This is a genomic window from Nonomuraea sp. NPDC050556 (genome assembly GCF_044457355.1).
Lineage (GTDB): Bacteria > Actinomycetota > Actinomycetes > Streptosporangiales > Streptosporangiaceae > Nonomuraea.
Map to the genome: position 1 here is coordinate 2,046,846 of NZ_JBITGU010000002.1, position 13,705 is coordinate 2,060,550.

11 protein-coding genes are annotated in these 13,705 nt (G+C 68.3%); 6 read left to right on the plus strand and 5 right to left on the minus strand.

Annotated elements, in window-relative coordinates:
- Positions 1–9 precede the first annotated feature (9 nt).
- From ACIBG8_RS27880 to ACIBG8_RS27890, 3 genes are read right to left on the minus strand one after another with little or no spacing between them, the layout of a single operon-like run.
- The gene (locus ACIBG8_RS27880) at positions 10–1,620 is read right to left on the minus strand and encodes an SDR family oxidoreductase (RefSeq protein WP_397345892.1); all 1,611 of its coding nucleotides are present in this window, start codon (positions 1,618–1,620) and stop codon (positions 10–12) included.
- A gap of 20 nt (positions 1,621–1,640) precedes the next feature.
- Positions 1,641–2,711 (minus strand): CapA family protein, encoded by a 1,071-nt coding sequence (locus ACIBG8_RS27885; RefSeq protein ID WP_397345893.1) that lies wholly within the window; start codon positions 2,709–2,711, stop codon positions 1,641–1,643.
- Positions 2,712–2,740: 29 nt separating this feature from the next.
- Positions 2,741–3,595: a helix-turn-helix transcriptional regulator gene (locus tag ACIBG8_RS27890; RefSeq protein ID WP_397345894.1), complete on the minus strand. Its 855-nt coding sequence runs from the start codon at positions 3,593–3,595 to the stop codon at positions 2,741–2,743.
- Between the two features lie 70 nt (positions 3,596–3,665).
- Here ACIBG8_RS27890 and ACIBG8_RS27895 point away from each other — a divergent pair, with 70 nt between their 5' ends.
- Both ACIBG8_RS27895 and ACIBG8_RS27900 read left to right on the plus strand, forming a co-directional pair.
- A complete protein-coding gene (locus ACIBG8_RS27895) occupies positions 3,666–5,051 on the plus strand; it encodes an MFS transporter (protein WP_397345895.1) in 1,386 nt (461 codons plus the stop codon).
- 30 nt (positions 5,052–5,081) lie between these two features.
- Positions 5,082–6,509, plus strand: coding sequence for a catalase (locus tag ACIBG8_RS27900; protein WP_397345896.1), 1,428 nt, complete (start codon positions 5,082–5,084; stop codon positions 6,507–6,509).
- Positions 6,510–7,134: 625 nt separating this feature from the next.
- Here the strand turns inward: ACIBG8_RS27900 and ACIBG8_RS27905 are convergent.
- Together ACIBG8_RS27905 and ACIBG8_RS27910 are read right to left on the minus strand one after the other, a co-directional pair.
- Positions 7,135–7,359: a DUF397 domain-containing protein gene (locus ACIBG8_RS27905; protein WP_397346198.1), complete on the minus strand. Its 225-nt coding sequence runs from the start codon at positions 7,357–7,359 to the stop codon at positions 7,135–7,137.
- Positions 7,360–7,417: 58 nt separating this feature from the next.
- A complete protein-coding gene (locus ACIBG8_RS27910) occupies positions 7,418–8,278 on the minus strand; it encodes a helix-turn-helix domain-containing protein (RefSeq protein WP_397345897.1) in 861 nt (286 codons plus the stop codon).
- Positions 8,279–9,024: 746 nt separating this feature from the next.
- Between ACIBG8_RS27910 and ACIBG8_RS27915 the strand changes: the two genes are divergently transcribed.
- The 4 genes from ACIBG8_RS27915 (at position 9,025) to ACIBG8_RS27930 (ending at position 13,689) form a co-directional block, all read left to right on the plus strand.
- Complete coding sequence (locus ACIBG8_RS27915; RefSeq protein WP_397345898.1) at positions 9,025–9,666, plus strand: hypothetical protein; 642 nt, start codon at positions 9,025–9,027, stop codon at positions 9,664–9,666.
- A 350-nt stretch (positions 9,667–10,016) separates the two neighbouring features.
- Positions 10,017–12,146 (plus strand): molybdopterin-dependent oxidoreductase, encoded by a 2,130-nt coding sequence (locus ACIBG8_RS27920; RefSeq protein ID WP_397346200.1) that lies wholly within the window; start codon positions 10,017–10,019, stop codon positions 12,144–12,146.
- Between the two features lies 1 nt (position 12,147).
- A complete protein-coding gene (locus tag ACIBG8_RS27925; protein WP_397345899.1) occupies positions 12,148–12,759 on the plus strand; it encodes an HD family hydrolase in 612 nt (203 codons plus the stop codon).
- 30 nt (positions 12,760–12,789) lie between these two features.
- Positions 12,790–13,689: a Rieske 2Fe-2S domain-containing protein gene (locus tag ACIBG8_RS27930; protein ID WP_397345900.1), complete on the plus strand. Its 900-nt coding sequence runs from the start codon at positions 12,790–12,792 to the stop codon at positions 13,687–13,689.
- Positions 13,690–13,705: the final 16 nt, after the last annotated feature.

Here is a 13,705-nt window from a genome sequence, read left to right on the forward strand (position 1 = left end):
CCTCGATCGTTACCCTCCATTCGCGGGATTTGTCAGCCGAGCCAGCCCGCGCATGGCCGCCGGGGACAGCCGAGACAGCGCATATCCGAGGTGACCCTCCAGGTTGACCGGCACAACAGCCTGATTCCTGTGTACGGCACGCAGAACGTGCGCGGCGACCCGCTCGGGCGGATATCCCCGGCGCGCGAGGCCCTTCTCCGCCAGGTTCCGCTGCGACTCGTCCAGGTATGTCGCGTTGCGCGCGATCGCCGTGGAGACGAAGCCGGGGCAGATCGCGCTCACCCCGATGCCCTGACCGGCCAGCTCGGCGCGCAGGCAGTCGCTGAGCATCTTCACCGCCGCCTTGGAGGTCGAGTAGGCGGGCAGCAGGCGCGAGGGGGCGAAGGCGGCGAGCGAGGCGATGTTGACGATGTGGCCGCCTTCGCCGCGCTCGACCATCTGCTGGGCGAAGAGGCGGCAGCCGTGCACGACGCCCCAGAGGTTGACGTCGAGGGTCCTGCGCCAGTCGTCGACGCTGTGGTCGAGGAAGTTCCCGGTGACGGCGATGCCGGCGTTGTTGACCACGATGTCCGGCACGCCATACTCTTCGCGGATTTTTCGCGCGAAATCCTCCATCTGCGCCGCGTCCGCGACGTCCAGTCGCACGGGGTGCCCGCCCGTAGCCTTGGCCGCCTCGTAGTCGAGGTCGGCGCAGACGACCTCGGCGCCGTGGGCGGCGAACGCGCGCGCCGTGGCCCTGCCGATGCCGCTGCCCGCGCCGGTGACCACCACGAGCCGGTCCTGGAACGGCCCGCCGTCCACGGCCGCCCTGCGCAGCTCGCGCGAGGGCGTCGCGCCGTCGACGTGCTCGGCGAACTCGCCGATCATCCTGGCGACGACGGCCGGGTGGCTGCGCTGGGCCCAGTGCGCGGCCGCGATCTTCCTGTGCCAGAACCTCGGCGCCCACTGGCGCAGCGAGCCGACCAGTCCCGGCGAGACGAAGATGTCCTTGGTCGTCTCGATGAGCTGCACGGGAACGTGGACCGAGGGGTCTGACGGGGTGCGCAGCCGGTTGAACATGTTGGCCCGGTAGAGGCCGAGCCCGTTGGAGGCGTCCCTGGCCATGGATTCCGGCAGCATCGCGCGCCAGGCCATCTCCGGAACCGCGGGCACCTGGAACGCGCCGATGTACCAGGAGCGCATGAGCTGGCTCGCGACGTCCTTGCGCCTGCCGTACCGCATGAAGTGGGCGGCCTGGTCGAGGCCGGGGCCGCCGAAGCTGGTGAAGGAGGCGAAGCGGTCGCGCAGGCCCGGACGGCTGAGGAACTCCCACGACTGGATGGACCCCCAGTCGTGGCCGACCAGGTGCACGGTCGGCTTGCCGATCGCGTCGAGCACGGCGGCCATGTCGGCGGCCAGGTGGTCGAAGCTGTAGTGGCTCCTGTCGCGCGGCGCGGTCGAGCTCCCCGCCCCGCGCACGTCGTAGCGCACCACGTGGAAGCGGTCGCGCAGGAGCGGTACGACGGCGTCCCAGACCTGGTGCGTGTCGGGGTAGCCGTGGACCAGCAGAAGCGTGGGCCGTACGGCGTCGCCGTCCTCGAACAGCGCCAGCCGTACGTCAGCGGACTGTATTAGACGCACAGTCCAAAGATTAGTCCCGGCTACGGCCGCGCGGCTAGCCCGGAGCAGGACCGCAGCGACTTCCAGCCCATCGTCGCCTGCTGGGCCGCCTGGCCCCTGAGCGGGATCGGGATGCCGCCCTGGATCTCGGCGGGCGTCCACTTGTCCTTGAGCACCTTGCGGCCGTCGATGGTCAGCGTCAGCACGCCGGTGCGGCCGGTGGTGCCGGCCGAGTGGTTGTAGAAGACGAAGTTGCCCAGGCCGTAGCTGATGTAGGAGTTCTCCAGGTATCCGGCGCCGAGCAGGATGTGCGCGTGGCCGCCCACGACGACGTCGGCGCCCGCCTTGACCAGCTTGGGGGCCAGCGAGAGTTGTGCCTGGTTGGGGCACTTCTGCATCTCGGTGCCCCAGTGCAGGTGGACGATCACGGTGTCGGAGGTCTTGCGGGCGTTGCGCACCGCCTGGAGGAGCCGCTCCTCGTTCTTGGCCGAGGCCAGCCCCGCCTTGCCGGGACCCGCCGTCCACGACTGGATGAACTCCGCGTCGAGCACCTGGGTCGCGCCGATGATGGCGACCTTGTTGCCGTTCACGGTCTTACGGAAGGGCTTGTACGCCTCGGCGGCGTCCTTGCCGATGCCGACCACGGGGAACTTCGACCTCTTGATCGCCGCCAGCGTGTCCTGGAGGCCGGTCTCCATGTAGTCCATGCCGTGGTTGTTGGCCATCGACACCACGTCGACGCCCGCCGCCTTCAGCGCGGTGAAGGCCGTCGCGGGGGCGCGGAAGGTGAACTGCTTGCCCGGCGCCGGCGTGCCGCCCGTGGTGATCGCCGTCTCCAGGTTGACCATCGCCAGGTCGGCGGCCGACAGGACGCGCGCGATCGGCCCCAGCGCGGTCCTGGGGTCGTTGAGCCTGTTGCGCAGCCCGCCCTCGAAGTGCACGTCACCTCCGAAGGAGATGGTGAACGGCTTGCGCTCGGCCTTGGGCTCCTCGACCACCGGGGCGGTCGGCGAGGCGGACGCCCCCTCCTTGCCCGCTTCAGGCTTGGCTGCCGAGCAGGCGGTGACGGCGACGACGGCGAGGAACACCGCGAGGGCACGGCTGGGGATCATCTGGGGGCACTTCCGCTCGGAGCCACATATCAGGCACCGAGCATGCCACGCCCGGCCTCTTCTCGCTCGTACGACATCAACCAGATCACCGCGGACCTCGTGTTCTCGTCGCCGGGCGAGTAGACGACGAGCCGCGTTTCCGGCGCACCGGAATAGCCGAAGACCGAGCTTCTGAAGGTCATGTCGCCGACGTCCGCGTGCCTGAACCGCTTCTCCCGCCCGCCAGGCTCCGCCACGTCCTGCCGCTCCCACATGGCGGCGAACTCCGCGCTCATCGCGCACAACCTGCGGACGAACTCCTGCCACGTCGGGTCGTCGGCGTGCCTGCTGTAGGAGCCCCTGAAGATCGCGACGGCGCCCGACAGCTCCTCTGCCCTGTCGGTGAATTCGGTCGCCCAGTTCCCCAGGACGAACGCCTGCCAGAGCGAGTTGCGCTCCTCCTCCGGCGCGCCGACGAGCTCGGGGAAGAGCGCGGCATAAGCGGCGTTCCAGGCGAGCACGTCGTGCCTGCTGGTGACGATGGCCGCGGGCATGGGGGTGAGCTGGTCGAGGATCTGCTGCATCTCGGCGGTCACGGTCGCGCACTCGGCCTTGCTGGGCGCGACGGTCAGCCCGGCGAGCCGGTAGAAGTGGCCGTGCTCGGCCCTTTCCAGGCGCAGCGTGCGCGCGATGGCGTCGAGCACCTGCACGCTGGCGTTGATCGGCCGCCCCTGCTCCAGCCAGGTGTACCAGGTGACCCCCACCCCGGCGAGCTGCGCGACCTCCTCGCGGCGCAACCCCGGGGTACGGCGACGCCGCCCGCTCGGCAGCCCGACCATCTCCGGCGTGATGCGCTCGCGCCTGGTACGCAGGAACGCGGCGAGGTCGCTCCGCCTGTCCTCCATTAGCCGGGTAACCCAATACCATGATAAATGCGCTCTCGTTACCGGTATTAGAGTCCAGCAAACTGGACTCATGCCCCAAAGCGCAACCCTCACTCAGGACGCCTCCACGCAGGCCGGACCCGGCAGGCTGCTTCTGGGGATCATCCTCGTGGGCCAGTTCCTCGCCATCCTCAACGTCAACATCGTCAACGTGGCGACCCCCACGATCGAGGCCGACCTGCACTCCTCCGGGGCCGGACTGCAGATGATCGTCGCCGGATACACCATCACCTACGCGGTCCTGCTGATCACCGGCGCCCGCGTCGGCGACCTGTTCGGCTACCGCAAGAGCTTCCTCACCGGCCTGGCCGTGTTCACCCTCACCACCCTCGGCGCGGGCCTCGCGCCGACGACCGGCGTGCTGATCGCCTTCAGGTTCGCCCAGGGCGCGGGAGCGGCGATCATGCTGCCGCAGGTGATGACGCTGATCCAGCGCAACTACCAGGGTGAGTCGCGGGCCAAGGCGATCGGGCTGTGGTCGGCGGTGGCCAGCGTGGGCATCGTGGTCGGCCAGGCGCTCGGCGGCGTGCTGCTCGGGCTCGGCGTCGGGTGGCGCATCATCTTCCTGCTGCTCGTGCCCATCGGGGCCGGGCTGCTGATCGCCGGGTTCAAGGCGCTCCCCCGCGACGCGGGCGGCGGCAGGGCCGGGCTCGACCCGGCGGGCCTGGTCACGCTGTCTGCCGCCGTGCTGCTGTTCGCCGTGCCGCTCGTCCTCGGCAGGGACCTGCACTGGCCGGTGTGGGGCTGGGTCTCCATGGCAGCGAGTGTGGCCATGTTCTACGCCTTCGTGCGGGTCGAGCGCTGGGTCACCGGGCGCGGCGGGCGGCCGCTCATCGACGCGGCCGTGCTGAACGCTCCGGGCATGCGGCCGGGGCTGGCCGTGCTGCTGATCGGCCCGGCGACGTGGGGGGCGTTCCTGTTCACCTCGGCGCTGCACCTGCAGGGCGATCTGCGGCTGTCGCCGCTGCAGTCGGGGCTGATGATGGTGCCGTGCGCGGTGGCCTTCGCGGCCGTCGGGATGTTGTGGCCGCGGCTGCCCGCCAGGCTCCAGCGGCCGCTCGTGCCCTTCGGGTACGTCGTGGCCGCGCCCGCCTACCTGGGGCTGGGGTTCGTGAACGGGGGCGGCCTGCCGTACGCGATCCTGAGCGCGCTGATCGGGGCCGGGCTCGGGGTGCAGATCGCGGTGACCAACATGGCGACCCAGCAGGTGGACACCGTCTACGCGGCGGACGCGAGCGGGGCGCTGCTCACCGTGATGCAGCTCGGGCAGGTCATCGGGGTCTCTACCGTGGGCACGCTGTTCATGGCGCTGCCCGGCGGGCAGGCCGAGATGGGCGTGGCTGTCGCGCTCGCCGGCATGGCCGTGCTCGCTGGGGTTTGCTCGCTTTTCCTCGTACGGCAACGCGCCTTTGCTTGAACTATTCAAGCTGGGGCATAGCGTGCGTTCATGGGACATATCACTACGACGGATGCCGGGATTTCCGCGCCCAGCGACGAGCACTCGCAGTCAGTAGGCCCCAACGGACCCCTTCTGCTCCAGGACCACTACCTGATTCAGAAGATGGCCCACTTCAACAGGGAACGCGTGCCGGAGCGCGTCGTCCACGCCAAGGGCGGCGGCGCGCACGGCATCCTGCAGATCACCGAGGACGTCAGCCAGTTCACCAAGGCCGGGCTGTTCCAGATGGGCAAGGAGACGCCGCTCTTCCTGCGCTTCTCGACCGTCGCTGGCGAGCACGGCAGCGCCGACACCGCCCGCGACCCGCGCGGCTTCGCGATCAAGTTCTACACCGAGGAGGGCAACTACGACCTCGTCGGAAACAACACGCCGATCTTCTTCATCCGGGACCCGCAGAAGTTCTCCGACTTCATCCACAGCCAGAAGCGGCGGGCGGACACCCACCTGCGCGACCACAACATGCAGTGGGACTTCTGGACGCTGTCGCCCGAGTCTGCGCACCAGGTGACCTTCCTGATGACCGACCGCGGGACGCCCGCCTCGTGGCGGCACATGCACGGGTTCGGGTCGCACACGTTCCTCTGGTACAACGCGGGCGGGGAGAAGTTCTGGGTCAAGTACCACTTCAGGACCGACCAGGGGGTCAGGAACTTCACCGAAGCCGAGGCGGCGGCGGTGAACGACCTCGACTTCCACATCCGCGACCTGCACACGGCGATCGCCTCCGGGGATCATCCTTCGTGGACGGTCAACGTCCAGGTGATGCCGTTCGAGGCGGCGGCTGACTACCGGTTCAACCCGTTCGACCTGACCAAGGTGTGGCCGCACGGCGACTATCCGGAGATCACGATCGGGCGGTTCGTTCTGAACCGGAACCCGGAGAACTACTTCGCAGAGGTCGAGCAGGCGAGCTTCGAGCCTTCCAACCTGGTGCCCGGCATCGGCGCGTCCCCGGACAAGATGTTGCAGGGCCGCCTCTTTTCCTACCCGGACACCCACAGATACCGCATCGGCCCCAACTACCTGCAGTTGCCGATCAACGCGCCGCGTAACGAGGTGCACTCGTACAACTTCGACGGCCCGATGACCTACGCCAACCCGCAGGACCCGGTCTACGCCCCGAACAGCATGGGCGGCCCGGTGGCCGACCCGGCACTCTTCGCCGGGGATTCCTACAAGGTGGCGGGAGAGATCATCCGATCGGCGTACACGCTCCACGCGGAGGACGACGACTACGGGCAGCCGAGGGCGTTGTGGGAGAACGTCCTGTCGGAGACCGACCGCGCCAACCTGGTGAGCAACATCGTGGGTCACGCGGGGGCGCCGGAGGTGACGGCGGAGATGAAGCAGCGCGTCGTGGAGTACTGGACCAACATCCACAAGGACCTCGGCCAACGCGTCTCCGATGGCCTCTAGAACAGGTACCGGGTGATGAGATAAACCAGCAGGCCATGTGGCGGTGGTAGAAGCTGTCGCCGCCAAAGAACTGCTTCGAGAGGCGTCTGAGCGCCTTCTTGGTTTTCCTCATCCCCGGGCCGTGGATCGAGAAGCGGACGCTGGAGCCTTTGCGCCCGCAGTCGGACACCGAGGCGACGACGGAGCACGTCGACCCCTCGTGGTTCGCCCTGCGGGCGCGCAGGGCCTGCTCCGTGACGTCCACGCGGAACCCCCGCCACTCCAGGGCGGATGCGATGACCTGGAGGTATTCTCCGGTCTCGTCAGAATGAGGTAGCTCGAAGGTGAACGTGCAGTCCTGTTCCTTTGCAGCTCGCACGTGGCCGCCTTTCATGCCGACTCCTGCAGGCATGCGTGAGCTCGGGCGGGCTCCCCGCGTGGAATCAGCTGGTGAAGCTGGAAATAGTGCCGTCAAAACGGGCTTGGAGTGGAGATCCTCCGGGCCTGGCCGGGCAAAGAGTTCAGGGTGTTGACGTGGCCATGACGCGGGGATTCCGTGTGGCAAGATGATCTCTGCTCAGCGGAAGATGCTGGCTCGCAGAACGGTCCCGAAGGGGTGCGGTAACAGTCCACGGGACCGTTCTGTTTACTGGCCTACTGGCGTGGCGCGCAAGTCGAACTCGCCGGCGCGAACCCCGGCGGTGAACGCGTCCCACTCCTCGGGTGTGAAAACGAGCACGGGCCCGTCGTCCACCTTGCTATCCCTCAAAGCCACGTTGCCGTCCGCCATCTCGGCGAACTCGACGCAGCCGGAGGAGCCGTTGCAGAAGCGGCTGATCCGCCAAGCCAACGGCGATGTATTGATGTGCATCGTCACCCCAGGTGGGTACAGGGACATCTTTGGCCCCGGTGCATGTGTGATGTGCTGCTCAGCGACGCCAGAACGTCGCCTTGCGTTGGATGACGACCCTTGAGTCGTCCTCATCAAGCGCCTTCACCTGGACCTCGTCGAAAGCCAACTCATATCCGGTGACCAGCTCTTGATCTTCCACAAATCGTGCGCTGTAGAGATGCTCCAGATACACGACATTGTCGAAGGAAGAGAACGTCAGGTGAACGAAGGCACCCGTGTGAACCGTGTGGTCGCCGTCCAACGGCAGGATACGGACACTGACGTGCGGAAGCACCGACAACTCGAGAAGGTGCTCCATCTGTGTCCGCATCACCGACGCTTCCCCGAAACGGCGAAGCAGCGCCGACTCGTCGATGACCGTGTGGATCATCGGCGGATCGGCTCGGTCGAGCACGTGTTTCTGCCTTTCGAGCCTGGCGTCCATCCGGGCACGCACGCCGCTGTGCGCGATGCGTGAGATGCCGCGGCCGGCCAGGATGATCGCCCTGGCGTAGTCTTCCGTCTGCAGAAGGCCGGGCACGAGCTGGGGTTCCCAGTGTCGATGGACCGTTGCCTCGTCCTCCATCCCCAGGAGTCTGATGTACTCCTCGGGAAGTTCGCCCTCGTAGGTCTCCCACCAGCCGCGCTTGTCCGCGTCGCGGAGCAGTTCGAGCAACTCGGTCAGCTTCTCGTCATCGAGGTCGTACAACCGCCCCAGCGCTTCGATGTCCTCGGCGCTCGGCATGGTCTTCGACGACTCGATGCGGCTGACCTTGCTCGGGGACCACCCCAGAGCCTCGGCCACGTCGCGTCCGGTCAGCCTCCTGCGTTCGCGCAGGAGTTTGAGCTCCTGGCCGAGCCGCAGACGGCGGACAACGGGACTACTACGCTCCGTCACCCATCCACTCCCCTCATATGGGCAGGAAGGTGTACCGGAAAAGACGGTTTGGCGACTCAGATTCTGGGCCGCTGCAGCCATAGTAGCACTGCAAGTTGCACGGGTCCTTGCCTAACCGTCACATGCGGGGGCGGTCCAGAGCAACCTTTCCGATTTCCGCATGTGGTGCACCCCAGGTGTCACACCCATCACCGATAGTTCTCGTGCAAGTTGCACCACAAAATGTCGGCGAACATGCGAAGAAATGCAAATCTTCTCTTGCTCGGACTATTGCCGACACCTTCTCGCGGGGAGACCATCAAGGCCACAGCGCCAAAGAGCTCTCCGCCCGGCCCCCAGGGCCGCTTCTCGGCAGCGTCGCCGTCCCGGATATGAATCTCCGCCACCAGGGAGGCCCGATGCCGAAATGACCGCAGATCGAGCCACGAAAAAAACCGGACCGAAGGCTGATCACCGCATATGGGCTGCCACCCTGCGGTCGCCAGCGAACGGTCCGGCGAAGAAGTCCACCTCTGAGTAAAGCCGCGAAAGGGGTCTTCTCATGTACTCACAAGGTACCAAGGGACTCAGCCGAATCAAGTCCCGGATCCGGGAACTCATCGCATGGGCCGACCGGGAAATCTGCATGGAGCCAGACGAGTTCGCCCACCGGCGAGGCTGGACCGTGGAGCGGACCGGCTTCGGTAGCAGGCGCTACCGGGACCCACGGTTCGACCAGGCCCGAGTTCCGACGGAGGTGGCGTGACATGTCGCCTCGCAACCCACGCAACCAGATCTACCCCGCCTACGAGGACCTGCCGGGGGCGGGCCGCAGCGGGCTGGTCACCAGGCTCTGGCGGATCCGCAGCGAGCTGCTGATCCTCGGCGCGCTGACCTTGCTCGTGCTCGCGCTGCTGGGCGCGACGCAGGAGGGGCGCTGGCTGCCGTTCATCATGATGAGCGGCGCGATCTCGGTCCCGGCGGCGACCAGGTACGGGCGCAACTGGGCGGTCGCCCACTTCTGGTGCGTGGTCTCGCGCCACCGCCTGCACCGGGTCTGCCTGGAGACCACGATGCACACCCGCGCCGGGCGGATCCCGCTGGTGTTGTGGATCACTCCCTCGACTCGGGGGGAGAAGGCTCTGGTCCTGTCCAGGGCGGGCATCTGTGCCGAGGAGTTCGAGGCGTACGCCGAGGAGATCGCGGCCGCCTGCTTCGCCAGGAGCGTCAACGTCTACCGGCATCGTAAGTGGGCGCACCTGCTGATCGTCGAGGTCGTGCGGCGCGACACGACCCCCGGGACGCTCTCCCCCGGCCTCGACCGGCTTTACGGGCGGCATGCCTGGCAGCCTGTCCGGTCGGACATCGAGGAGCCTCCTGATCTGCTCCTCCTCCCCCAGGTCGGCTGAGGCCGTCCCTGTCAAGCCCCGGAGACCGCGGGGGCTCCGGGGCTTCCCCACGCCCTCCCATCGAAGATCACGATCTCGTGGGCCTGCCCTCGATGACACCAAGCAGCCCACCAACCTCACACACCGCCCAGGCCGGGGCCCATGGGGTCGGGGCCCATGGGGTCGGGGCCCATGGGGTCGCGGGTGCCCGAGGGCGGGGGTTGCCGGGGGCGGGGGTTGCCGGGGGCGGGGGTTGCCGGGGGCGGGGTGCCCGAGGGTGGGGGAATGTCTGGCTTTTGGAGCGGAGTGGGGGTTCCCGAGGCTGGCCGTACGGGACAAGATGAGTTCAGGTGACGAACTCAGGAGTGGCGATGACCTCGACGGTGCACAGAACCTGTCCCCTCTGCGAAGCCGTGTGCGGCTTGACGCTCACCCTCGACGACGGCGGCCACGTCACCAAGGTCACCGGCGACAAGGACGACCCGTTCAGCAAAGGGTTCATCTGCCCGAAGGGCGCCAGCCTGGGCAAGCTCGACGACGACCCCGACCGCCTCACCAAACCGCTGATCCGCGAGGGCGACCAGTGGCGCGAGGTGGGCTGGGAGGAGGCGTTCGACGCCGTCCAAGCCGGGCTCGACAGAAGCACCACCGCCGTCTACCTGGGCAACCCCAACGCGCACACGATGGCAGGCGCGCTCTACGCCACCGCGCTCATCCGCTCGATCGGCACCCGCAACGTCTACTCGGCGAGCACCGCCGACCAGATGCCCAAACACGTCTCCAGCGGCCTCATGTTCGGCCACCCGCTCACCATCCCCGTCCCCGACCTCGACCGCACCGATTTCCTGCTGATGCTCGGCGCGAACCCGCTGGAGTCCAACGGCTCCCTGTGCACTGCCCCCGACTTCCCCGGCAGGCTCAAGGCGCTCAGGCGGCGTGGCGGCCGCCTCGTCGTGGTCGACCCCCGGCGTACCAGGACGGCCGCGCTGGCCGACGAGCACGTCTTCGTCCGCCCAGGCACCGACGCCTACCTGCTGTTCGGCCTGGTGCACACGCTGCTGGCCGAGGAGCTCACCGACGTGAACCTCCCGGTCAACGGCCTGGAGGAGCTGCGCGAGGCGGCCAAGCACTTCCCGCCCGAGGTGGTCGCCGCCCGCACGGGCGTTCCTGCCGAGGTGGTCGTACGGCTGGCGCGCGAGCTCGCCGCCGCGCCGACCGCGGCCGTCTACGCCAGGATCGGCACCTGCACCGCCGAGTTCGGCACGCTGGCGCAGTGGCTCGTGGACGTGCTCAACGTGCTGACCGGCAACCTGGACAGGCCGGGCGGCGCGATGTTCCCGCGCTCGGCCACCGAGGGCCCGCCGCGGCGCAAGCCGTACACGACGGGCAGGTGGGCCAGCCGCGTCAGAGGCCTGCCGGAGGCGAACGGCGAGCTGCCCGTCGCCACGCTCGCCGACGAGATCGAGACGCCGGGCGAGGGGCAGATCAGGTGCTTGGTCACGGTGGCCGGCAATCCGGTGCTGTCCGCGCCGAACGGGGCACGGCTGGACAAGGCGTTCGCGCAGCTCGACTTCATGGTCAGCGTCGACCCCTACCTGAACGAGACGACCAGGCACGCCCACGTGATCCTGCCGCCGCCGCGCGTGCTGCAGTCGGGGCATTACGACTTCGCTCTGCTCGGCCTGGCCGTACGCAACTACACCAGGTACTCGCCGCCCGCGCTGCCGCTGGGCGACCGGCCGTCGGAGGCGCAGATCCTCGCCAGGCTGGCCGGGATCGAGAACCTGGACGAGCTGATCATCGAGCAGACGCTGAGCAAGGCGTTCGACGAGAGTGATGTCGCCGAGCGGCGCGCCCAGCTCGACGGCGAGAACGGCGCTGAGCAGCGCCTCGACATGATGCTCCGCCTCGGCCCCTACGGCGAGTGGAACGGCGGCGAGCTGTCGCTGCAGATGCTGCTCGACAACCCGCACGGCCTCGACCTCGGCGCGCTGGAGCCGCGCCTGCCCGAGGCCCTGACGACCGCCTCCGGACGGGTCGAGCTCGCTCCGCCGCAGCTCATCGAGGACGTCGAACGGCTGCGCCTCGGCCTGGAGACCGCTCTCCCTGAGATGACGCTGATCGGCAGGCGGCACCTGCGCTCCAACAACAGCTGGATGCACAACGTCTCCACGCTGGTCGGCGGCAGCAACACCTGCACGCTGCAGATCCACCCCGAGGACGTCTCCAGGCTCGGTCTGGACGGCTTCGCCCTCGTTCGTTCCGCCACCGGCGAGGTCGTCGTGCCGATCGAGCCGACGGACACGATCATGCCGGGCGTGGTGAGCCTGCCGCACGGCTGGGGGCACGCGGGCAGCACCCAGGGCGTCGCCGCCGCGCACGCGGGGGTGAGCGCGAATCTGCTCACCGACTCCTCGACCGTGGACGTGCCCTCCGGAAATGCCGTGTTCAACGGCGTTCCCGTCACCATTTTGGCAACCGGGGTGATCACTGCGCATTAGGGTGTCGCGCGTGACTACCGCGCCAGAAGAGGACCGCCTGAACGCCCAGATCGCCTTCGCCGTCGAGATCGACAAGTTGAAGCGGGTGATCCGCCGCAACAGTCTCATGGACGGGTCGAGACGGGAGAACGACGCAGAGCACTCCTGGTTCGTCGGTTTGCTGGCCATGGTCCTGGGCGAGCACGCCCCGCCCGGGACCGACATCCAGCGGGTGGTCGCCATGTTGCTCGTGCACGACCTCGTGGAGATCGACGCGGGTGACACCTTCATCTACGACGCGGCAGCCGTCGCCGCCCAGCCCGAGCTGGAGCGCGCGGCCGCCGACCGGATCTTCGCCATGTTGCCCGGCGCCCAGGGCGCGGAGTTGCGCGCGTTGTGGGAGGAGTTCGAGGAGCGGGCCACGCCTGAGGCGCGGTTCGCCAAGGCGCTCGACCGGTTCGCCCCCATCCTGGCCAACCACCACACCGAGGGTGGCACCTGGCCGCTGTTCAAGGTGACCGCCACGCAGGTCCGGGAAAAGGTGCGGATCATCGAGGAGGGGTCCCCCTCGCTGGGCGCCTACGCCCTCGAACTGGTCGCACTCTCAGTGACCAGGGGCCATCTGGCCGAGTGATGCTCCGGTGGCCGGGGTAGGGGACTTGTCGTGAAGGAGACAGTCAAGGCGGGACGGCGGCAGTTGCGGCGTTTCGTCGGCCCGGTCGACCTGGCCGACCGGCTCGAGAAGTCCAGAAGGTTCGACAAGCCGATCAGGGTGCTGGCGAAAGCCATACGCGACAGGATCGGCCCAGGCAAGCTGCGCGACCTGCTGCACGGGGTGCCCACGGGCAAACCCCTGCACCCGCCGCTGGCCACGGTGAGCCTGGGCTGTCTGGTGTCGTCCACGGTGCTCGACTTCACCTCCGTCGATCCGCGCGCGGCGCGCATGCTGCTGGCTGCGGGGATCGGCGGCGCCGTCCCCACGGCTGCCGCGGGGATCACCGACTGGTCGTCGCTGCACCGGGAGCAGCAGCGCGTCGGGTTCGTCCACATGGTGGCGAACCTGTCGGCGCTGGGGCTCTTCTCCGCGTCCCTGGTGATGCGGATGAACGGGCGGTCGGGGAAGGCACTGTCGCTGGCGGGGCTGGGGTTCGCCTCTGTGGGCGGGTACCTGGGCGGCCACATGTCCTACCGGCAGGCGGCGGGGGCCAACCACGCCGAACAGGTGGCGCACCTGGTGCCGCTCGGGTGGCACGATCTGTGCCTCATCAAGGACCTGCCCGACGGGCGGCCGGTGGCTCGGCGGCTCGGGTACATCCAGCTGTTCGTGCTGCGCCACGGCGAGTCGGTGACCGTACTCGCCGACCGCTGCTCGCACCTGGCGGGGCCGCTGCACCAGGGGCGGCTGGTCATGGCGGACGGCGAGGCCTGCGTGGTCTGTCCCTGGCATGGGAGCACGTTCAAGCTGTCGGACGGGAAGGTCGCGCACGGTCCTGCTACGGCTCCGCAGCCGATCTTTCAGTCCCGGGTGCGGAGTGACGGGACGATCCAGGTTCGTCCTGCTTGACCTCAACCTTTGTTTA